This is a genomic window from Paenibacillus sp. J2L1-98 (assembly GCF_056269405.1).
The window spans coordinates 98,553-119,365 of sequence record NZ_JBWDNW010000004.1 but is presented as its reverse complement, the minus strand read 5'-3'; the positions used below and the strand labels follow the sequence as shown (position 1 = coordinate 119,365).

19 protein-coding genes are annotated in these 20,813 nt (G+C 48.9%); 4 read left to right on the top strand and 15 right to left on the bottom strand.

Annotation, left to right across the window (positions count from 1 at the left end; genetic code table 11):
* Positions 1–41: 41 nt before the first annotated feature.
* From AC0YNZ_RS10715 to AC0YNZ_RS10690, 6 genes are all read right to left on the bottom strand, one after another.
* Positions 42–920, bottom strand: coding sequence for a helix-turn-helix transcriptional regulator (locus AC0YNZ_RS10715; RefSeq protein ID WP_475826593.1), 879 nt, complete (start codon positions 918–920; stop codon positions 42–44).
* A gap of 63 nt (positions 921–983) precedes the next feature.
* Positions 984–1,208, bottom strand: coding sequence for a hypothetical protein (locus AC0YNZ_RS10710; protein ID WP_475826592.1), 225 nt, complete (start codon positions 1,206–1,208; stop codon positions 984–986).
* Positions 1,205–2,389 (bottom strand): Ger(x)C family spore germination protein, encoded by a 1,185-nt coding sequence (locus AC0YNZ_RS10705; RefSeq protein ID WP_475826591.1) that lies wholly within the window; start codon positions 2,387–2,389, stop codon positions 1,205–1,207. The genes AC0YNZ_RS10710 and AC0YNZ_RS10705 overlap by 4 nt, the downstream gene beginning before the upstream one ends.
* A complete protein-coding gene (locus tag AC0YNZ_RS10700; protein ID WP_475826590.1) occupies positions 2,386–3,495 on the bottom strand; it encodes a GerAB/ArcD/ProY family transporter in 1,110 nt (369 codons plus the stop codon). Before AC0YNZ_RS10700 ends, AC0YNZ_RS10705 begins: the two co-directional genes overlap by 4 nt.
* Entirely contained in the window at positions 3,492–4,985 is a 1,494-nt protein-coding gene (locus tag AC0YNZ_RS10695; RefSeq protein ID WP_475826795.1) for a spore germination protein, read from the bottom strand. The genes AC0YNZ_RS10700 and AC0YNZ_RS10695 overlap by 4 nt, the downstream gene beginning before the upstream one ends.
* A 322-nt stretch (positions 4,986–5,307) precedes the next feature.
* Positions 5,308–7,281, bottom strand: a complete 1,974-nt coding sequence (locus AC0YNZ_RS10690) for a glycoside hydrolase family 127 protein (RefSeq protein ID WP_475826589.1) — start codon at positions 7,279–7,281, stop codon at positions 5,308–5,310.
* A gap of 134 nt (positions 7,282–7,415) precedes the next feature.
* On the opposite strand from AC0YNZ_RS10690, the gene AC0YNZ_RS10685 reads away from it, so the two are divergent.
* Together AC0YNZ_RS10685 and AC0YNZ_RS10680 are read left to right on the top strand one after the other, a co-directional pair.
* Positions 7,416–8,291 (top strand): helix-turn-helix domain-containing protein, encoded by an 876-nt coding sequence (locus AC0YNZ_RS10685; protein WP_475826588.1) that lies wholly within the window; start codon positions 7,416–7,418, stop codon positions 8,289–8,291.
* A gap of 99 nt (positions 8,292–8,390) precedes the next feature.
* Complete coding sequence (locus AC0YNZ_RS10680) at positions 8,391–9,170, top strand: copper amine oxidase N-terminal domain-containing protein (RefSeq protein WP_475826587.1); 780 nt, start codon at positions 8,391–8,393, stop codon at positions 9,168–9,170.
* Positions 9,171–9,232: 62 nt separating this feature from the next.
* On the opposite strand, the gene AC0YNZ_RS10675 is transcribed toward AC0YNZ_RS10680, so the two are convergent.
* Both AC0YNZ_RS10675 and AC0YNZ_RS10670 read right to left on the bottom strand, forming a co-directional pair.
* Positions 9,233–9,472, bottom strand: a complete 240-nt coding sequence (locus tag AC0YNZ_RS10675) for a hypothetical protein (RefSeq protein ID WP_475826586.1) — start codon at positions 9,470–9,472, stop codon at positions 9,233–9,235.
* 124 nt (positions 9,473–9,596) lie between these two features.
* Positions 9,597–11,486 carry a beta-L-arabinofuranosidase domain-containing protein gene (locus AC0YNZ_RS10670; protein ID WP_475826585.1) on the bottom strand — a complete coding sequence of 630 codons (1,890 nt, stop codon included), beginning with the start codon at positions 11,484–11,486 and terminating at the stop codon, positions 9,597–9,599.
* Between the two features lie 195 nt (positions 11,487–11,681).
* Here AC0YNZ_RS10670 and AC0YNZ_RS10665 point away from each other — a divergent pair, with 195 nt between their 5' ends.
* Positions 11,682–12,506 (top strand): helix-turn-helix domain-containing protein, encoded by an 825-nt coding sequence (locus AC0YNZ_RS10665; RefSeq protein WP_475826584.1) that lies wholly within the window; start codon positions 11,682–11,684, stop codon positions 12,504–12,506.
* A 566-nt stretch (positions 12,507–13,072) separates the two neighbouring features.
* Entirely contained in the window at positions 13,073–13,390 is a 318-nt protein-coding gene (locus AC0YNZ_RS10660; protein WP_475826583.1) for a helix-turn-helix domain-containing protein, read from the top strand.
* A gap of 145 nt (positions 13,391–13,535) precedes the next feature.
* On the opposite strand, the gene AC0YNZ_RS10655 is transcribed toward AC0YNZ_RS10660, so the two are convergent.
* From AC0YNZ_RS10655 to AC0YNZ_RS10625, 7 genes are all read right to left on the bottom strand, one after another.
* Complete coding sequence (locus AC0YNZ_RS10655) at positions 13,536–14,918, bottom strand: N-acetylmuramoyl-L-alanine amidase (protein WP_475826582.1); 1,383 nt, start codon at positions 14,916–14,918, stop codon at positions 13,536–13,538.
* A 294-nt stretch (positions 14,919–15,212) separates the two neighbouring features.
* Positions 15,213–16,007: an alpha/beta hydrolase family protein gene (locus tag AC0YNZ_RS10650; RefSeq protein WP_475826581.1), complete on the bottom strand. Its 795-nt coding sequence runs from the start codon at positions 16,005–16,007 to the stop codon at positions 15,213–15,215.
* 16 nt (positions 16,008–16,023) lie between these two features.
* Entirely contained in the window at positions 16,024–17,088 is a 1,065-nt protein-coding gene (locus AC0YNZ_RS10645) for an ABC transporter substrate-binding protein (protein ID WP_475826580.1), read from the bottom strand.
* Positions 17,089–17,125: 37 nt separating this feature from the next.
* On the bottom strand, positions 17,126–17,458 hold the full coding sequence (locus AC0YNZ_RS10640) for a 4Fe-4S binding protein (RefSeq protein ID WP_475826579.1): 333 nt from the start codon (positions 17,456–17,458) through the stop codon (positions 17,126–17,128).
* The gene (locus tag AC0YNZ_RS10635; RefSeq protein WP_475826578.1) at positions 17,455–19,065 is read right to left on the bottom strand and encodes an FAD-dependent oxidoreductase; all 1,611 of its coding nucleotides are present in this window, start codon (positions 19,063–19,065) and stop codon (positions 17,455–17,457) included. Before AC0YNZ_RS10635 ends, AC0YNZ_RS10640 begins: the two co-directional genes overlap by 4 nt.
* A 75-nt stretch (positions 19,066–19,140) precedes the next feature.
* Entirely contained in the window at positions 19,141–19,986 is an 846-nt protein-coding gene (locus AC0YNZ_RS10630) for an ABC transporter permease (protein WP_475826577.1), read from the bottom strand.
* 16 nt (positions 19,987–20,002) lie between these two features.
* Positions 20,003–20,803: an ABC transporter permease gene (locus AC0YNZ_RS10625; RefSeq protein WP_475826576.1), complete on the bottom strand. Its 801-nt coding sequence runs from the start codon at positions 20,801–20,803 to the stop codon at positions 20,003–20,005.
* Between the last annotated feature and the right edge of the window lie 10 nt (positions 20,804–20,813).

Genomic DNA, 20,813 nt, shown 5'->3' with positions numbered 1-20,813 from the left:
TGTAATAATAAATTACAGGGGCTTGTATTTGTCTGAAAAAATCACCTGCTTTCTGTTTGAATAACAGTCGGCTGCGCATCTATACTGAAATCTTCTTCCAAAATAATATCTTTCCCTACTACGGTCCGCATTTGTTCACGGATTTTACTGGGGGACATTCCTAGCCGCTCCATGCAAAGCCTTGAAAAATAGGGTGGAGTTAATCCTATTAAATCTGAAATTTCTGAAACGGAGTACGATGTAAATTCAAGATACTCCTTTGCTTTATCAAGACGCAGAGATTGCAGATATTGCATGGGTGTAGTGCCCAGATTCTTTTTAAACACTTCAATTAGATAATGCGGATTAAAGTTGAAGTAATTAGCCATTTCTTCCAGGTTAATTTTAGAGGAAAGATTCTGCTTTAAATATTGCACCATAGGAAAACCTTCGTCGGTTTCGCTCATCGGGGCTATAATCTGGTGGGTAAGATTTTGAGAATCCTTACCTTGAAGGACTTCTAATAAAAAACCTTTAAATCCCACATCTATTCGAAAGCGCAGTAAATCATGGGTGCCCTTCAGATTGGTACTTGAAAGTCGAAATAATTCCTTCAGGTGTGCCAGATTAGTAAATTTAATTCCTCCAAGCCATTCTTCATTCTCTAAGTAAAGTGCCAGCTCCTCTGCTAAGGAGAACTTAATATCAATCGTGATGGTCTCTTCTGTAAAGTTGAAGCTATGAGGAATCCCCTTTTTAAATAGATAACAATGATTAGCATGTACTGGATACAATTGTTCTCCTATTTCCACGGTCCCTTGTCCGTCAATAATATGAAGAACTTGGTAAAAATCATGTGTGTGTTCTTTTATACCACTGTTTCTGGAATAGTCCACACGGGCAATCCATAATACCTGTAGTTGACTATCTCTTACTTTCATAAAATTTTTACTTCCTTTCAAAGGACTTACAACGTAGTTTAGCATAACATCATGTGAAATCGTTTATTTTTCAAGAATTTTTGCAAAAGGTTTATAAATCACAGTAAACAGCTGGGTAGGTCCAGGAAGGTCGGGATAGAGAACAAGCAGAACAGCTAAAATGTAACCAAAAACAGAAAATACGGCAAAGGCCAGTTTCTCTCTATGGAGATGCCCCAGTTTCGGCCATTCCATAAGAGTCATCGCAGCAACAGCTAACGTTATCCCCAATATGGATACCCATTTCACTTCTTCTTCACCTCTTTTTCCGGTCTGCTTATACCTGTATCCGCTTGACCTGTACTTACCAATTTTGACGCGACTTGAACATACACCTTTACTTTTGGAAAAACTTCGTTCCATTGATCCTTAGCTTGTTCCCATTCTTTAGGATATTGACGGTAGAAAGCTTCCGCGAAGCCAAAGATGTCAGCATTCATCTCTTTCTGTACTTGGGCAAGAGCTTTCTTCACACGGTTTTCGATCGCTTCATTCAAATCTTTTTCCAATTCATTTGAAAAATTCGGATTTTTATAAGAAAGATTCGTCGTATTTTCTATAAGACTAGCCACCGGATTAATCTTGACCGTTATGCTCCATTGATTGTCATTAATTTTAGGAACTAATTCGGTTTTGTTTTTTATTACATTCAGCGTAACTAAGCCCTCTGCTTCATTGGGAGCAACAGAGATTGTGGTAGTTCTCATTTCATTCCTCAACCAAAGTACCCCTTGTGTCACTTTATCATCAATATGTCCAACCATTTTATCTTTTTTAAAAATGGCTGTTCCCTTTATGTACGGAACCGTTTGATTTTTTTTCACATCGGGCTCTGGCGGCAGAATTTCTATCCAAGGAACGGCAGCTGCATTTGCATTTCCTGCCATCATTTGAGCTAATCTTTTAATCGGTGTATCCATCACGGAATGGATCTCTGTCATCTCCCGAAGCACCTCCACCGTACTTCGTTCAAGAGGTGAGATTAATTCCAGAGTATGTTTTGCACTTCCTTTACTGATAAATACTTTCTTACGGACCCGGGCTTCCGGAGATCGCATCATAAAGTCAACCAAATCACTTATACCTTCCTCTGCCATCTTTTCTCCAATGACAAGAATCTTGCTATGTCCCCAAAAAGCTTCCCGCGGTAATTTCATTTTTAGCTTTGATAATGCATCAGCCACCGTCACCCCCGTTGCCGACCTAACAAGAGTATTTCCATTACCGCCGTCGGATGACATTCCTCCTTGTTCCCCGCCTCCCGATTTTTTGGGTATGAATACTTGGGCTGAGATCTCGATCGTGTTATTCTTATTTTTATCAACAGCGCTCCCCAATATCAATGCCAGATCATTGACCTCTACTCTGTCCCAGCAACCTGAAAGCAAAATAAATACAGCTCCACAAATGAAAAGATAAGAGAGCTTCATCCCTTTTTCCCTTCCTTATTTTTCTGAATTTTTTTTTGTACCAAAGCAGCAAGCAGCAATATCGTAGGAATTCCAATTTCGAACGATGCACTTTGAAAATATGAAACAGTACTCAGAAAATGGAGGAATTCTTGTACGTCAGTTGCAACCCAAATACTAAACGCTATTAGCAAAAAACCGCTTGGAAATACCATAGGCCTATAATCGGATAGATGCAGCCATTGAGAGATGCCTAGTACAAATACATAATAATAAGTTGAGATCTTGAGAAAGGTACCGATCACCCAGATCGCCATCATAAAGGCCTCTAGATGCTCGATAAAGCCAGCCATTTCGATATACCTTATCGCTATCATGACGGGAAATGCGAGTTGAGATGTAATGTCACCGAATATAAACAGACTGGACATCGTGATAAGTACTAGTGTAATCATGGTAATAAATACAGATATTACTCCCCATTTCATTCCTTTTTTCAAGTCAGCCAAATAAGGGAGCATGAACGTAAGGAGTACAAAATGCTCAAACAAAGCCGCTTGGGGAATCGCCCCCTTAATCGAAGGCAAGATACCCTTCGCCATTATAGGAAGCATATTTCTGGGCTCCATATCAGGAATGAGCAGAATAAAGAAGAGAACCCAAGTCAACAACACTATCGGCACAAATAGCTGGGCACATCTGGCTATTACTTCGAGACCTCCACGTACTGCAAAGGCGCATACCAGCACAATGCTTCCGATAACGATGAGAATGGGGGTCTTAACTAGAAAGACATTCCCTACAAATTGCCCGTATTGTCTAACGATCTGACTATTGATCTGCAGCATAACGAATAAAAATGAAATTCCGATGATTTTTCCCAGAACACGGCCAAAAATCCGCTCGGTTTGCTGAATAAGCGTCTCCTTAGGAAAGAGCTTGTGTAATTGAAAAACGATATATACGACAAAAAATCCAATAAGTGAACCCCAAAGCGGGGAAATCCACAAATCCCGGTTTGCATGGTTTGCCGTAACTGCCGGTATGAAGAGATCCCCGGTGGCCACGACAACAGGGTACATAATCATCGCCATCTGTAATGAGGAAATTTTTCCTTTTTCGATCATTCTGATTCATCACCCTTGCTCGATCCGGGTTTTTCCCCGGGATATTGTCTGTACTTATTCCCTGCTCCGGTTAAGTGTGGTCGAGTCTTCAACATCCACCAAGGGGCCCGGACTAATACGTCCTTCATATCGCGGGTTTTCATCGGAGCTAATGGAGTCATATATGGAACACCAAAAGAACGCAGCGTGCAAAGGTGAATGACAATCGTAATTATGCCGAGTACTACCCCGAGCAATCCCAGTACTCCGGCCAAAATCATGAGGGGGAAGCGTAGTAATCGAAACGAAACTCCTGTGCTGTAATGAGGGATCATAAAAGAAGCGATTCCCGTAAGTGCCACCACCATCACCATGGGTGAGGAGACGAGGCCGGCTGCTGTTGCAGCTTGGCCAATGACAAGAGCTCCCACGATGCTTACAGCCGAACCGACTTGTTTTGGGAGTCTAATGCCCGCTTCACGAAGCGCCTCGAAAGTAATCTCCATCAGGAGAGCCTCAAAAAAAGCCGGAAACGGAATATCTTCTCGTGACTTCGATATGCTGAGCAGAAGCGTAGTCGGCACCATCTCTTGATGATACGTAAGAATCGCAACATAAACCGAAGGAGCCACCAAGGCAATCACAACGAATAAGTAACGAAGCCACCGAATCATCGAAGAAATCATGAACCTCTGATAGTAATCCTCAGGTGACTGCAATAAAGAAAAGAGAGTCGTCGGTACAACAATAGCGATGGGGGTCCCATCAACAAGAATGGAAACACGGCCTTCCAATAACTGAGCGGCGACCGCATCCGGCCTTTCTGTAGTTAATAGCTGAGGAAAAGGAGAAAACGGGTTATCCTCGATCATCTCTTCGATATATCCGCTTTCAAGCACACCGTCCATATTTATTCGCTCTAACCGATTCATTACTTCTTGCACCAAGTTAGGGTCCGCCAGCCCTTCGATATAGGCAACAACGATTTGAGTCTGGGTGTACCGCCCGAGTTTTACCGAGTTCATTTTGAATAACGGACTCTTGATCTTTCTCAGCAATAAGGACATATTGACTGACAATGTTTCGGTGAATCCTTCGCGCGGTCCCTTAATAATTGGTTCAGCAACAGGTTCCTGTATGGAACGATGTTCCCACTTGGATAAATTTAATGCGATTCCGTTCTTTTCCTTATCAATAATAAGGACCGGATTCCCCATTGAGACTTGTTCTATGACTTCTTCGAACGTTTTTACTTCTTTATGATTGGAAAGCAAGATTTTGTTTTGAACAATGGGCGTACTTTCTTGCACCTCAGAGGTGACCTGACTAAGCGGAGTAAGTACATATTCATTGATCATATCCTTATCAGATAAGCCTTCAATGAATATAAGAAGCGCATTTGTTTTCCCGGAAATCAGAAAGTTGTGGAAGACAACATACAAGCAATTTTCATAAATGGTTTGAAGCGTCTGCAAATTTTCACTCAGTTCCAAGGAAAGAGGGATTTTCATACCTGTAATATCTTGGAGTTTATCAGCCGATATCTTCGTTTGGGAAGACACATAACCTTTTCGAACTAATTTTTTAAATAAATCCAAGGTCGACCACCTGTCTTCTTATCCAGTCTAATTCCAAATATTACAAAACACCTTTTCATCATAAAGGTATATTGTCTTTAGTTTTCCAAAATTATTCACAAACTAGCAATGGGGGTTCCTCCGGCATACAATAAATTTTTAAACAAAAAAAAAGGCGACCCCTCCCCGGTATATTTCCGGAAAGCGATCGCCGCTTCTTCTATTTAGTTCGTAAAATGGAAATATGACAAGCTCCTTATAACCGTTCCTTCACCCAAACAGCCATTTCGCCTTTGCCGCGGTTCGCCCAAGCGTAATAAGGAATAAAGGTAAGACTTGCCGGCTCAAGGGCGGCATCCGCATTCGAGCGGTACAGCTGCGTGCCCCATTGCTCGAACTCCAGCTTCAGTCCTTGCGCCTTAATAACCTCAATTCCCCCTACCAGCTGCTCATCAAATGATGCCTCGAGCTTAACGTCCTGCGGCAGCAGCAGCTGCTGAAGCTGCGGGCCGTTATCGGCTTCCTCTACGCAATAGACAAGCGGTCCGCGCTGCAGCGCAACTTTACCGGCGTTTTGTTTAACGAGCGGATGGCTTCTTACGCGCATAATCGGCATTTCGAGCGTAAGCTCGACGTTGTCTCCGGATGTCCACAGCCGTTCGATACGTGCATAGCCGTCTACGATTTTATCTGTGATGCTGTAAGCCTCGCCGTTAACGAGCACCGCTGCATGCGAGGACCAATCCGGAATGCGCAGCGCTAATGAAAACGCAGCCGGCTGATCAAGCGTTACTTCGAAGCGTGCAGCTCCATTCCAAGGCATGCCGGATTGCTGATTAAGCTTAATTTTTGTACCGTTTAATGTGAGCTCCGTCTCTCCGCCGATATACAAATGCGAGTAAATGGTATGTCCTTTCGTAGAGTACAAATACTCCCCGAGCGATGCCAGCAAGCGGGCAATATTCGGCGGACAGCATGCGCAGCCGAACCATTCTTGGCGAACCGGCTTCACATGGTTATAGTTTTTATTTTTCCCCTCGCATACATCCGGCGACACCTCCAGCGGATTCACATAGAAGAAATGTCTGCCGTCGCGTGACATGCCTGCGATGACCGTATTAAACAGAGCGCGCTCCATGACGTCCGCGTAGCGGCTGTTAGGCTCAAGCTGCAGCATCCTATGAGCGAAGAAGATCAGACCGATCGATGCGCATGTCTCCGAATATACGGTATCATTTGGCAGATCGTAGTCAAAGGAAAACGCCTCGCCATGAGCCATCGAACCGATACCGCCAGTAATGTACATTTGCTTCGAGGCAATGTTATCCCACAGTCTGCGGCATGCCTCAAGCAAGGACTCGTCTCCTGTTTCCCGCGCAACGTCAGCCATTCCTGCCAGCATGTATACGACACGTACCGCGTGACCAACCGCTGCTTCCTGCTCGCGGACAGGCAGATGGGTTTGAAAATATTCAGGGTCGATATGAATTTTGTTATTGCTCCAATGTGTCGTTCTGCCTCTGCGGTCAGCCTCTGCCTCGAAGAAACTCGGCTGCTGTCCGCGCTTATCGATGAAGTAGCTGCTGAGCTCCAAATATTTGCGGTTGCCGGTCGTTTCATAGAGTTTTACCAGCGCAAGCTCTACCTCCTGATGGCCGTCATAGCCGGCAATTTGTCCGGGTCCGTCGCCGAATACGACCGCAATATCGTCCGCGATGCGGCATACGATATCAAGCAGCTTCCGCTTGCCGGTCGCTTTAAAGTAAGCAACGCCGGCTTCAATCATATGTCCGGCAGAGTAAAGCTCATGGCACTCGGTTAAATTCGTCCACTTTTTGCCGGGCTCCTTGATCGTGTAGAACGTATTCAAATAACCGTCCGGCTGCTGAGCCTTGCCGATAATGTCGATCATCTCGTCGGCAACCTGTTCAAGAGCCGCATCCCGCTTCGTCTCAAGCAGATAACCTACCGCTTCCAGCCATTTGGCTACGTCTGTATCTTGAAACACGTAGCCGTAAAAGTCGCCTTTTTCTAATCCGGCCGCAATTTTAAAGTTGCTAACCGCCCCGCTTCGCTCTGCTCCTTCTACCCGGTCGTTTATGGCATCCCATTGATAAGGAACAACTACGTCCCTGACCAGGTTAATATAATAATTCCAGAAATCATCCGTAATATTAACTTGCTTTAGTGATACCGGCTTCGCATTATCCTTGCTAACTGCTTGTCCCATTCGCACTCGCACCTCTCCAGCATCTATTAAATTTCATACTGCTGATTTCTATTTTATGCGTTAGAATAAAACATAAATACGAACGTAAATAACCTATTTCTTATAAAATTTCACACTAGCATGGAGAGTGGAAAATGATGATAGAGTCATCGGAGCATGTCTATTTCGCAGCGCCGCCGCTTCCCTATTACTTAGAGAGCGGCGTTACCGTCCATAAGCCGGGCGATCAGCATCCGAACCGGAAGCAGCTTGGCGTATTTGACCTGATCATAGTGGAATCCGGCTGTTTATTTATTGGCGAAGAGGATCGCACATGGAATTTGACGGAAGGCCAGTCTCTTCTGCTGCTTCCCGACCGTTATCATTACTCGGTGAAGCCGTCAGAGAACAAGACTGTCTTCTATTGGGTTCATTTCCTGGCGGTAGGGGAATGGCAGCAGTCCGGGCTGGATCACGCCAGCCTCAACCACGATATGCATTATAATCGTTTTCTAACGTCGCCCTATTCGCTTCATCTCCAAAAAGCATGGACGCTCCCCTATCCCGATCAAGCGTTCCGATTAATGCGAACGCTGAACAAAGCGGGTGGGGAGCGTCAATCGAGCGCCTTCTGGACGCAGCAGCAAAATTTCGAGGAGCTGCTGCGCATGATGGATTTACGCCAAAACGACAGCTATACGAGCCCTTCCGTCACACTCGCGGAGAAGGTCGAGGCCTTTATTAAAAACAATTACCGCACCGAATTGACGAGCAAAACGATGGCCGAAGCGCTCAATTTTCATTACAACTACATTACAAGGTGCATGAAGCAGGTATACGGCATGACACCGATCGACTACTTGTCCAAATACCGTCTTGAACAGGCCAAGCTGCTGCTGCTCAAGACGGAGTGGCCCGTTGCGGAAATCGCCGGGTACGTCGGGTTTGAGAATGTCCCTTATTTCTCCAATTGCTTCACCCGTCATATCGGCATGCCTCCGACGAAGTTCCGTAAGCAGTATACGACATGAATGTTCATTACATTAATTTATATACCCACAAAAAAACTGTATGCCCTCCGAATACTTGTATGTGTTGCGCGCACAATACATACTCATGGAGGTAATAAAATGAAAAAAACCGTAATTTGGGCTGGCGTAATTTCGCTCAGTCTCATGGCGTCCACTGCATTTGCCGCTCCTCAAAATCAGGGAACAAACGAAGCAACTATTAAAGCGGAAATTGAAGACGGTACTGTAAGCGGTTCCGTTTATGGAAACGAGAAGAACGATGGATCGAAAGGTCTTCAAAATGCATATGAGAACGTCAAAGATAAACCGGCAGGCGCTCGGATTGCCGAGCTGCTAAAAACTAAATATAACATCGAGGTGAATGCTGACACTAGTTTAGCTGTACTGGTCACTGCATTGGAGAAGGATGGCGAACTAAAAGCTGCAGCGGATGTGCAAGCCGAGGTTGTCTCACTGGATCCCAACAATATCGAGGAGTATAAGAAACTGGGCAAGCTAAAAATAAAGCTCGGTGACAAAAAAGTTAAAGTTTATGTAAATGGCAAAACGCTAGGCTTTGAAGTATCCCCGGTTGTAGAGAGCGGTCGCACGCTTGTCCCGTTCCGCGCGATCTCTGAGTCGCTGAAAGCCGTAGTCACCTATGATAATGTTTCGAAAACGGTGACCGTTGCACGTGACGGAGTCGAAGTCAAACTGACGCTTGGCAGCAAAACCGCTACTATAAATGGGAAACCGGTAACGCTTGACGTTCCCGGTAAGGTCAAAAGCAACAGAGTTCTAGTACCATTACGTTTTCTGAGCGAAGCACTGAATACTAATGTAACATGGGATACGGAAACTTCCAGTGCAATTATCGTCGATAAAAATACGAAAGCTTGATTGTAAACACGTAAACAAAATAACAGCCCTCCATATTCTCATGAGTATGGAGGGCTGTTATTTTATCTGACTAATTCAAAAGGAACGCCGATATATTGTGCCAGCTTACTAGTTACTTCCTCGGTGTGAATGGCGTAGTAAGTGCCTGTCGTTGTTTGGAATACAGCCAGCCCATTTTCTTTACCGTTTTCACTGCTAATTATTAGTACGTCTTCAGCCGATATTTCAATGAGTTCATCATTTTTATTTTGAACAAAAATGAAATCCTTCGTTTCGCCATCGACAAATTTCTTAAAGAACATTAGGTAATCAACTCTTCTCGATCCAGTTTTACTTTTATTATTCCCACAAAGTTTAGTTTTGAAACATCCATTTCAAAATAGAAACGCGAACTTTAGATCTTTTTTTAGAAAACCGCTTTCTCATTTATTGCATAGCGTTCTTTATCGGAAAATACACCGTATAGGCTTCGTCCCTTATCTCATAAAGCGGTATAAAGCGGATACCGCGGTCTTGGCCTGTTGCCCGGTAATAGCCGGGATTCCACCAGCCATGATGCCTCTCGCGATCAGGCACGAGCAGCGACTCCGGCTGCTTTGGATCGCCGTACAAACGGCGTTCTTCGTCTACCAAGCCCGCAAGCACGATTGGCCCGTCCATAAAGGCAGCCGTATCAGGCTCGCCGGGCAGCCGCTCGGTCGTCAACTTCTTCGGAAGCTCAATGATAATAATATCTCCGTCATGCCATACGCGCTTTATCCCATAATAGGAGGTGCTGTGGAACGGACCGGCCTCGGCCGCCCCATTTACCGAAATTTCCGCTGCCCCGTCCAGCCACCAAGGGAGCCTTAGCTTTAAGGTGAATTCCGACTCCTTGCTGCAGGAAACCGTCAACCGGTAAATGAAACGATCTGGCCGATGAACCGGTATCGGCTTACTATCTACCTTCGTAATAGCCGTCATGCCGGTAACCGACCAACCGTTAAGCGGAAATATGCCATTTTGCCCGTCCTGCTCGATTCGAAGTCCAATCTCACTCCCCTCCCGCTCAAACCGTACGCTCGAAGGAATCCACTGCGAGATGGTTACGCCTTGTTCATTTTCCATAAATATTTGCGTCTCATAGGATGCGTTGGCTTGAACCAGCGTACCGTGACAGCACCAGAAATGCTGCGTTTCCGAGCCCCATGTTTTGCGGCTGCCCGCGCCTAGCCCTAAGAAATACGAGATCATGCCCGTTTCTCCATGTTGATGAGCGAGAACGCCATTGACGAATCTGCGCTCCCAATAATCCGCATAGGCCGCGTTTCCCGTCCAACTAAGCAAATACTGAGACAGGCGCATCATATTATAATTGCAGCAGTGCTCCTGACCGACGCCAAGCCGGGCAGCCATTTCTTCCGCCGGCATCCATAGCTCGGCATTATCTCCCGCACCGGTACATACGAAGCCCCGATCCGTTACCGCGCAGGCCCAGAACGCTTCGGTCACCTTGCGGAACCGTTCATCGCCTGTTACTTCATAGGCTCTGGCGGCGCCCAAAATTTCCGGAATTTGCGTATTCGCGTGCTTATTGGTGAGCACATCTTGTCCAGCCAGCAGCGCATCAAAAAAACGTCTGCGATCATACCGGTACATGAGCTTAAGATGCTTCTCATCCCCTGTCGCCCCGTATAAATCCGCCCACACTTCCAGCATACCGCCGGTTTCCATATCGAGCAGCTCATCCATTTGCTCCTGCGAGAAGCTGCTGGTCCAGCGGTCAAACCATGACGCCATCCCTTTCATCATATCGAGCGCCTGCTCATTTCCCGCAACGGCATACATTTCGTATAAACCCATAAGCAGCTTATGAACGGTATAATGAGGCGCCCATACCCACTTGCCGCTTACAAGCCGGTGCATAAACGTTTCAGGAAACGCCGCCAGCCATTCGCCGCCGCTCGCTTCCTGGCATTTTGCCAGCTCCGATACGATATGATCCGCCTTCGCTTTGACCATCATATCCTTCGTTTGCGCAAAAATACGGGCCGCCGCCGAGAGCCAATGCCCCATCATATGACCGCGCAGCTCGCAGGTCGGCGATTCCCAGCCCCAATGCCAATGCTCCGGCCCGTCCATGCTCATCGTGGACGCCGTTGTCGTCCCCCCGTTACCGCTATAGCTCCATAACCCCGCTTCCAAATAAAAGCTGCGGAGCAGATTTTGATTCGTAAGGCTCATCACATATTGCTTGTTTAACTCAAATCGCGCTTTCAACGGCCCATTCGCCAATTGGATTTGACCAGCCGGATATTCGGACAACACCTTAAACATCTTAAACGCCCTCCCTATTTTTGTTCCTTATGCTCATTTTAGACGCAATTAAAATAGGGATAAATGCACGGATTCTGCAATTGCATATACTTTTTTTAGGTATTATAATGTACGGAATGAAAACTAGCAGGGGAGGTTCTCAGCATCGATACGAACATCAGTCTCACTGCAGACCGGCTGCCGCTCGTGAGGGATATGGGCTGGAATCAGATCTCAAATATCTATACGCATCCCGACCGCATATTGGATTATGATGTGTTTCTGTTCGTAACGAAGGGAAGCATGCAGGTTATTGAGGAAGGAACGGAATATATCGTCCGTGAACAGGAGCATTTGTTTTTGAAGAAGGGGCTTCACCACTGGGGGCTGCCGAAGACCGAGCCAGGAACCTCCTGGTACTGGATTCACTTCAATACCGCCCTTGACGAACGGGTTTCCTACAGCGAGCATCTCCCGCTGCTCGAGCTAGGTTATTTCTATCCCCATCATTATGAGTACCGCTTTACGCTGGATAAATACGGAACTTCTCCCTTGCATCAGGGATTGGCGCAGCGGTTGCTAACGCTTCTGGACGATTACTGTCAGCTTAAGGTGCATGGCATGACCAGAACCAGCATTCTCGTCTATCAATTGTTTTTGGATTTGCATGAGGCCGCCTTAACGCAGGAAAACCCGAAATCAAATAGCGGCAAAGCGAATACGATTGCGGGCAGAGTTATGGACTATTTGGCCCGGCATTCGAACGGCGAGTTCGATTCGGCAAAACTAAGCAAGGAGCTGGGGCTCAATTACAGCTACTTATCGGCCTCGTTCAAGAAACAGACCGGACAAAGCATCATCGAAGCCCATACGAAGCTGCGAATGAACAAAGCGGTCGACATCATGAGAAATACATCCTTGAACATCTCGGAAATCAGCGAGCAGCTCGGCTATAAAAATCCGTATTATTTTAGCAGAGTGTTTAAAAAAGTGCTTGGCGAAGCGCCTACCTTCTATCTTCGCCACTATTATAAGCCTTAAAATGACGATGCCGCTCCTCTTGCGCGAGAAACGGAGATAAGGAAAAGTGTTGCTCCGCCAGGCGAATGTGCGATGATCGTTACTGCTTAACTAATAAGAACTTCCCTCCTTCATCTTTGATGACTCTTAAGAAAGACCCTTTTCGTTGGACTGGTGCCCAATGCTCATTTGGTGGGGATGTACGTTGCAATAGGTCTATTTTCTAGACTAATTTTTGTGAATGGCGCTAGTTTGAAGGGAATAGATCTAGATTTTAGATCTATTTTCGGTGAAAGGTGCCTAGATGCTCATTTAGTAGGGGTGTACGTTGCAATAGATCTATTTTCTAGACTTATTTCTGCGAATGGAGCTGGTTTGACAGGAATAGATCTAGATTCTAGATCTATTTTCGACGGAAGTTGCCCGGATGCTCATTCGGTGGGAGGGTGTGCTGCAATTACGGGTCACAGCAGACGGAGCTGTCCTTCAAGGTCTATAACCTTGGAGACAGCCCCTGTTTCTGTCTACTTATGCCCGGCTTCCGTCTTCCTCAAGCCATAGAATCGAGGTAACGCCGCGCTGCAACGATGGAATGTGAGCTGCGGAGCGCATCCGCAGCCGACCGCTCGCTTGAAGAGCGGATCGGCATCGAAAAAATGGCCGCCCGCCTCGGCTGCAGCCCCGCCTATTGCAACCGGGTGTTTCAGCGCGTCTACGGCATGTCCCCCCGTCAATATTTAACCGGACTCATCATTCGCCAAGCGAAGCTGCTGCTGATCAATACGGAACTTACAATCGAAGACATCGCTTATCAGCTCGGCTATCGCGATATCTTGCAATTCAGCAAGCAATTTAAACGCTGGATGAACCTGTCGCCGGCGGCATTTCGCAAGCTGACGAAATAGCGCCAATACATGAACAAGGGACGCCGGCAGAAGCCGGCGTCCCTTGTTTGCGTTATTTTTGAAGCTGCAATAAATTGTACATAAGCTGCGTTGCTTCAGCTCTTGTTGCATGCCGCTTCGCTAACTGTACCTCATTTTCATTGAGTTACCTGCTGAAGTAATCCTCCAGCCCATTCGCAATTGCATTGGCTGCTTTCTTCTGGTAGCCGGAGCCGCGGACGATGGATTCATCCTTTGCGTTGGACAAGAAACCGAGCTCTACGAGTGTAGATACCGTATCATTTTCCCGCAAAACGTGAAGATTGCCGAAAGAAATCCCGTTGCTCTTCAAGCCGATGCCGTCCGCAAGTCTGTTTTCTATCGCGCGGGCCAATGGCCGGTCTTTCGTTTCCGAATAATAGAAGGTAAGTATGCCTGACGTATTATTCTCCGAAGAATTATAATGGATGCTGACGAAAGCGTCCGCACCGGCGGATTCGCTTATCTTCACCCTGTCGGAAAGCTCGGGCTTCTCCTCTTCCTTCGTTCTTGTCATGAGGACGCGCGCTCCGCGGCTGCGAAGCTCATCCTCGAGGTAGAAGGAGGTGCTCAAAGTAAGTTCTTTCTCTATCGTTTCATATTTTGTTCCGATCATTCCGGGATCGTCTCCGCCGTGACCGGAGTCAATGACGATTACTTTCCCTTTAAGTCCCTTCGATTTTCCCGAAGAAACCGCCGCCGTTTGTATTGCGCCCTTCGCGATATAACGATCTGATACCCAGCCGATTTGCTGATCCGGAGTCTGGATCCGAACCCATCCTTCACGGTTGTCCGTTATCGTAACAGCCTCACCCTTTGTTAGGTATCCCAGAATGTCATAGTTCAATCCGGCGCCGGCCCTGATCCGCAGCATATCCGCCAGCACAGTCGCCCGGGGGGCTGCAGAACTCTTTTGCACACTGCCGTCTTGATCTGTCGCCGATGCCGTAACGACACTGCCATCGACCTTCTTCAAATAATGACCTGCCGCCCAACCGGAAACCCGGTCCGACTTGATGCGCAGCCAGCCGTACTCTTCATTCGAAACGGTGACCATCTCGCCATTCTTCAAAGAACCTACGATCGACGATTCAAGCGAAGGGTCGCTGCGGACATTCAATGAGTCGGTGTATACCTTGGCTGTATAACTACCGCTTGCTTCCGCCCGGGTGGCTGCAGAACTCTTTTGCACACTGCCATCTCGATCTGTCGCCGATGCCGTAACGACACTGCCATCGACCTTCTTCAAATAATGACCTGCCGCCCAGCCGGAAATACGGTCCGACTTGATGCGCAGCCAGCCGTACTCTTCATTCGAAACGGTGACCATCTCGCCATTCTTCAAAGAACCCACGATCGACGATTCAAGCGAAGGGTCGCTGCGGACATTCAATGAGCCGGTGTATACCTTGGCTGTATAACTACCGCTTGCTTCCGCCTGGTTTGGTATATAACCGGAAATACTGATCAACCCACAGATCAAAATTATCAAGTATACATTTTTGTTCATCCAAGTCTCCTTTATTATTCTTAGGCTATGTAGGTCTACTATTATACCAACAATTACCAGATTCGTGCAGTCCTATATATGTAAAATTACGACCGCATTCTCCATAAGCCGCCAAAAAACTATAGTTATAGCCATACGTCAGAGTCTGACGCTAGTTGCAATATTACAAAAAAAGGCGCCGCTTACGTCCGGAACAGACGTAAACGGCACCGATTTAAATGTACTGCGAAGGAATGAAGCGAGGATAGTAGCTGCTTTATACAGATTTAACCGCGTGACATCACGTTAATCTGCTTAGTACACCTGCTTCAAAAATTGAACCGTTTCATCAACCGCTTCGTCCAGCTGAAGTGTCGTGCCCTCATAGGGATCAGCTGCGCCGAATGTATGATTCCCTCCCGCAATGGAAACGAAGTGCTGCTTCGGAGCGACATCCTGCAGCAGCCGATTCTGAGTCAACAGGCGTTCATTGTCCTGCGCTCCCTGTACAACAAGAGCAGGGACGGCCAGCGAAGCGAATTTGCCGGCGATGTCGAAACGCTCCTCATTGCTAGCGACGTCCTCGAGAATCGCCTGCTCCTGCAGAGTCAGTTCTTGACCGGGCACAGCTTTGGGCCGGTTAGGAACCGCGCCGCCGTTCCATACGACAACTGCCCGTACTTCGGGATGCTCCGAAGCATAAATGATGCTGCTGCCGCCCGAACGACTGTGCCCGAGAATGGCAAGCCGCTCCGGATCGGCTTGCCCGGCCAGCGGCAATCCTCCTTCGCGAAGCCGGGCCACAAGAGCTTCCAAATCAAGCAGCTCACGGCTCACCGTACTTGCTGCTGCAGCTATACGCCCGTCCAATCCTTCATTTCGCGCGCCGATTCTGGAGAAATCGAAACTCACCGTATAGAAGCCTTGCTCGGCGAAGCGGCTCGTCACATCCGGCCAGAAACCCCAATCTTTGTGGCCTTTGAAGCCGTGGCTGACGACAAGCACCGGCTTGGCGGCACCGTCCTCCACCGTTTTCACTTCGCCTTTAATAAACAGTCCCTCGTCCAATTCAATTTTAAAACTCTCAATCGCAAGCAGTTGTTTTCCCACCGCTCTTCTCTCCCTTCTATTGTTTCAAGATCCAATCGTTTAGGTCAAAATTGTTGTCGGCCAGCTTCTCGTCCACAAGGAAATTCTTCGTTCCATCGAGAAGCTTGAGACCGGCATCGGTAAAGGGAACATCCTTTATTGTACTGATCGGGGCTGTCTTCTTAACCAGCTCCGGTGTCGTGCCGGCGATCTCCGCCGCAAATTTGTAATATTCATCCTCATGCTGCTTGAGGTCCTCCAGCGCCTTCAACCGAATTTCGTTCCATATCTTCGGGAAATCGGGGAACTTCTTCAAATAATCCTCGGATACGACGGTTACACTCGATCCATAAAGATCCGGATGACTCGTCGCATCGTTCAGATGCGTAAACCCCTGGTCGATCAGCTTGAGCGCATTGACTCCGCTGTTCGTCGTGGCATCCACCTCGCCCCGCGCAAGCGCCGCTTCGGCGTCCGGGCGAAGCAGATGAACCAGCTTGTAGTCCGTTACGCCTTCCTCCTTCAGAAGCCCGACTATGTAACGGTGCATAAAGGAGCCTTTCTGAATGGCAATCGTCTTTCCTTGAAGGTCCTTAACCGTCTTGGGACCGTTTTTCTTGCCGATCAAATAGCCGATTAAGTCGGTCGAGACCTGCGCGATCACCCGGGTTTTCGCTCCGGACGAATGGGCCAGAATGGCTGGCGTATCGCCCAAGCCGCCGATATCGAGCCTGCCGCCGATGAGCGCTTCGCTTTGGTCAGGCCCGTTCGGAAAGCCGGTCAGCTTCACTTCAGTGATGCCGTATTTCTTCAATTCCGCTTGAATGATGCCTTTATAGAATCCCCAGCCTTCCGCGCCGGAAGGCAGATTCAGCTTGTTCGTGCCGATATAGCCATAGTTCAGAACAGCGGGAACATCACTCTTGGCATCGCCGGAAGCGGCTGTCACGGCGGCATTTCCGCTTGCCGCGGATGAGTCCTCCTGCTTATCGTCGCTTCCGCTATTATTTCCGCATGCCTGACTGAAAAGCAGTATAAGTGCAAAAGCAAGAATGCCTATGAAACGCAATGCCTCGCGGCCCCCTTTTCCCCTCTTTGTCATCTCTGTTTCTCTCCTCTCAAGTCTCTATACACGTTCATTAAAATCTTGTTTTAACAGACAATTGATACATATATTCGTGACTGGATACCGGCGTTCGTCCCCGACCCCAGCCGACTTTCTCCCGGTAACCGCCGAGCAGCCCCTGCTGCTCGATTTCCTCTTCGCTTATATGAATGACGGCTTCCGAATCCGGCGCCACATAGAGCGCATCCACCGGACAATACAGCTCGCACATGAAGCAGGTTTGGCAGTCGCTTTGCCGCGCGATGAGCGGGATGCCGTTCTCTACGCGGTCAAAAACATTCGTGGGGCAGACATTAACACACTGGTTGCACTCGATGCATTTTGACTCGCTGATGATTTCAATCAATTTATGACGGCCTCCTTCTGAACTTCCTGCGTCTTGACCCACACATGATCCAGCCCGCCGCTGACCAATCGGTAGCGCTGCTCATTATCCAATTCCGGGAAGTCTTCCCGTTTGTGCATTCCTCTCGTTTCGGTGCGAACGCGTGCGGAATGATACATCCACCGGGCGGTCGCGGTCATGGCCGCCGCTTCGCGGGCTTTGACCCCATCAGAATTCAAGGTTACGGCTTTGCCGCGCAGCTCGTTCCAGATACTGTCGAGGCGCTCGATTGAACCATCCAGCCCTTTCTCCGTTCTGAACAGGTTGCGGTCGTACGGCATGACTTCCTCTTGGATGGAACGGACGTATTCCTCCGTCTTCCGTGGAGCGGATTGATCCACTGCTTTGGCGGAGAGTGGAGAGGAGGACAAGCCTTTCAAACGGCGGAATTCCTTCTTCACGCCGAGGTTTTGAGCATACGCGGCCGCCCCTTCGCCTGCGAACGATCCCGAAGACATCGCCCAAGCCGCATTATGGCTGCCGCCGCCGGTGAAGCCGCCGCAGATCAGCTCGCGCGTTGCGGCGTCGCCGGCGGCGTATAATCCGGGCACTTTGGTGGCGCAGTGCTCGCCGGCGATATGAATTCCTCCGGTACCTCGCACGGTTCCTTCCAAACGCAACGTGACCGGGAACTTGTCTTTGAACGGATCGATGCCGAGCCGGTCGAACGGCAGAAAAAAGTTGGTCTGCCCGACGCGCAGCAGCGGCTGAATATCATCCGGCGCTTGATCGAGTCTCGCGTATACTTGCCTTCCTTGCAGCAGGTTGCGGGCTATAACCGAACGGCCCCTCTGCGATCCGGCTCCTTCCACAAGCGAACCGTCCTCATAATAGAAGCTGGCGTATTTGTAATAAGCCGTCTTGGTCACCGACGAGAATGTGGGTGAAATCGCGTAAGCATTCGAAAATTCCATTCCCGAGAGCTCCGCTCCCGCTTCCGCCGCGAGCAAGTAACCGTCTCCCGTCAGTACGTTGCAGCCGAGTGCCTTGCTGAGGAAGGCGCATCCGCCGGATGCGATAATGACTGCCCCTGCGCGTACGGTCCAGGAGTCGCCCGCTTGCGTGCGGACGCCGGTCGCTCCGCCAACGCCATGCTCATCCGCCAGCAGTTCCAGCGCGGGACTGTGGTCCAATATTTTCACGCCGGATTTCAGCGCCTTCTTGCGCATCAGCTTCATATATTCCGGTCCTTGAAGCCCTCTCCGGTATTGGGTGCCGTTCTCATCAAGCGGAAACGGATAGCCCCATTCGGCGATTTTGTTCATGTTCTCGTAGGTCCGGTCGAGTACCCGATCCATCCACCCATTCTCCGCCAGATGGCCTCCCAGCCCGAAACGGCTTTGCTTTGCCTCTTCACGCAGCTGAGCGTCCGGCTTGATGTACCACACCCCCGTACCCGAAGGCGCCGTAGCGCCGCTCGATCCGCAGTACCCTTTATCCACAAGCACTACCTTCGCGCCTTTGGACGCCGCCGTAATCGCCGCCCACGTGCCCGCAGGTCCCCCTCCAATGACCAATACATCGGCATCTAACTGAAGATCGACCGCCTTTACACTCGTTTCACTCATTCTCCTTGCCTCCTATTTTTCATTATTGATCTATGGAACACATCTGCCATATGCGGCAAACGAAACCAACCAAGCTTAACCCCTGTAATTGTCCCGCCAGTGCAGCCAGCGTCGTTCCAACAGCCGCACAAGAGAATCGAACAGCTTGCCGACGATTGCGAAAATAATGACCCCGACAAAAATGACTTCCGTCGTCGAGTTCTGCTTGCCGATGTTGATCAAAAATCCGATACCCGATTGTGAACCGATCAATTCGGCGACAACAAGGCCAAGCCATGAGACGGCCAGAGAAAGCCGTACTCCGAGCAGGATGTTCGGCAAAGCGGCGGGTAGGATAAGCCGCGTAATTTGTTTGAACCGGCTGAATTCCAGCACGCCCGCGACGTCGAACAGACGGTTATCTACGCTGCGTATTCCCGCGAACGTGTTGATATACATCGGGAAGAACGCCCCGTTTGCGATAATGAAGACTTTGGACGTCTCACCGAATCCGAACCATAAAATGATGAGCGGCGCGAGCGCCAGATGCGGCACCATCCGCAGCATTTGGAAGCTCGGATCAAGCACATGCTCCGCTTTCCGGGAAAATCCGACGAGCAGGCCGGTCAGCAGGCCCAAGCTTCCTCCAATGGCGAAACCGGCCGCCGCTCGCTGTATGCTGATGCTCAAATTGAGGACTAGTTCGCCTGACATGATCATCTCTTTGAATGACTCCAGTATCATGGACGGCGTGGGAAGGAAGAAGGTTGAAATAAACCCCAGCTTGCCCGCAAGCTGCCAAACAATCACTATGATTACAGGAAGGATCGCTCCGATAATAAAATCGTTTACTCTCGCTTTCCATTTCAAGCCGGACCAAGAGGACTTCCGTTCATTTGTTCTGCCTATCGGCTGGACAAGCACTTCCGCCTGGTTGCTCATAACGTTTCATCGCCTCCTAGCCTTGATAATTATCGCGCCACTTCAGCCACCTTCGTTCCAACAAACGGACGAGCGAATCAGTCAGCTTCCCGACGACTGCGAAAATGATAATACCGACAAATACGATTGGCGTCTTGCTGAACTGCCTCGCATCCGACATCAGATAGCCGATTCCCGAGGTAGAGGCCATGAGCTCCGCCACGACCAATCCGAGCCAAGAGATTCCGACCGAGAGGCGCACCCCCAGAAGTATGTTCGGCAGCGCCGCCGGAATGACGAGCCGGATCAACTGCTTAAACCGGCTGAAGCCGAGCACCCTCGCCACTTCAAACAGCTTGTTGTCCACATTGCGGATACCGAGAAAAGCATTGATATATAGCGGGAAAAAGGCGCCTTTGGCAATGAGCAGCACTTTCGATTCTTCCCCGATTCCGAACCATATGACGAACAGCGGCGCTACCGCCAGACTCGGAATCATCCGAAGCATCTGGACGGTCGGATCGAATGCCCGCTCAGTCCGGCGGAACAATCCTACAAGAATACCGAACAGAAGCCCGAACCCGCCGCCAAGGAAAAAACCAAACGCCGCGCGGGCAACGCTGATTCGAAAGTGCTCCCACAGCTCGCCCGAGGCGGCAAGCTTACCGAAAGCTTTAGCAATCGTTACAGGCGTCGGGAACAACAAGGTCGAAATAACCCCAAGCTCGCCCAGCGCCTGCCAGAAAACAAGAAGCGCGAGGGGCAGAAGCGAACCCAGCAAGAAAACCGTCGTTCGCTTGTAGCCTCCGGGTTTCGTGATTTCGGTCGATGCGCTCATTTAAGTACCC

Excerpts from the sequence above, each read along its gene's own strand:
- AC0YNZ_RS10715 (WP_475826593.1), bottom strand. The coding sequence starts at position 920 with ATGAAAGTAAGAGATAGTCAACTACAGGTATTATGGATTGCCCGTGTG.
- AC0YNZ_RS10705 (WP_475826591.1), bottom strand. The coding sequence starts at position 2,389 with ATGAAGCTCTCTTATCTTTTCATTTGTGGAGCTGTATTTATTTTGCTT.
- AC0YNZ_RS10700 (WP_475826590.1), bottom strand. The coding sequence starts at position 3,495 with ATGATCGAAAAAGGAAAAATTTCCTCATTACAGATGGCGATGATTATG.
- AC0YNZ_RS10695 (WP_475826795.1), bottom strand. The coding sequence starts at position 4,985 with ATGAAAATCCCTCTTTCCTTGGAACTGAGTGAAAATTTGCAGACGCTT.
- AC0YNZ_RS10690 (WP_475826589.1), bottom strand. The coding sequence starts at position 7,281 with ATGGGACAAGCAGTTAGCAAGGATAATGCGAAGCCGGTATCACTAAAG.
- AC0YNZ_RS10685 (WP_475826588.1), top strand. The coding sequence starts at position 7,416 with ATGATGATAGAGTCATCGGAGCATGTCTATTTCGCAGCGCCGCCGCTT.
- AC0YNZ_RS10680 (WP_475826587.1), top strand. The coding sequence starts at position 8,391 with ATGAAAAAAACCGTAATTTGGGCTGGCGTAATTTCGCTCAGTCTCATG.
- AC0YNZ_RS10675 (WP_475826586.1), bottom strand. The coding sequence starts at position 9,472 with ATGTTCTTTAAGAAATTTGTCGATGGCGAAACGAAGGATTTCATTTTT.
- AC0YNZ_RS10670 (WP_475826585.1), bottom strand. The coding sequence starts at position 11,486 with ATGTTTAAGGTGTTGTCCGAATATCCGGCTGGTCAAATCCAATTGGCG.
- AC0YNZ_RS10665 (WP_475826584.1), top strand. The coding sequence starts at position 11,682 with ATGGGCTGGAATCAGATCTCAAATATCTATACGCATCCCGACCGCATA.
- AC0YNZ_RS10660 (WP_475826583.1), top strand. The coding sequence starts at position 13,073 with ATGGAATGTGAGCTGCGGAGCGCATCCGCAGCCGACCGCTCGCTTGAA.
- AC0YNZ_RS10655 (WP_475826582.1), bottom strand. The coding sequence starts at position 14,918 with ATGAACAAAAATGTATACTTGATAATTTTGATCTGTGGGTTGATCAGT.
- AC0YNZ_RS10645 (WP_475826580.1), bottom strand. The coding sequence starts at position 17,088 with ATGACAAAGAGGGGAAAAGGGGGCCGCGAGGCATTGCGTTTCATAGGC.
- AC0YNZ_RS10635 (WP_475826578.1), bottom strand. The coding sequence starts at position 19,065 with ATGAGTGAAACGAGTGTAAAGGCGGTCGATCTTCAGTTAGATGCCGAT.
- AC0YNZ_RS10630 (WP_475826577.1), bottom strand. The coding sequence starts at position 19,986 with ATGAGCAACCAGGCGGAAGTGCTTGTCCAGCCGATAGGCAGAACAAAT.
- AC0YNZ_RS10625 (WP_475826576.1), bottom strand. The coding sequence starts at position 20,803 with ATGAGCGCATCGACCGAAATCACGAAACCCGGAGGCTACAAGCGAACG.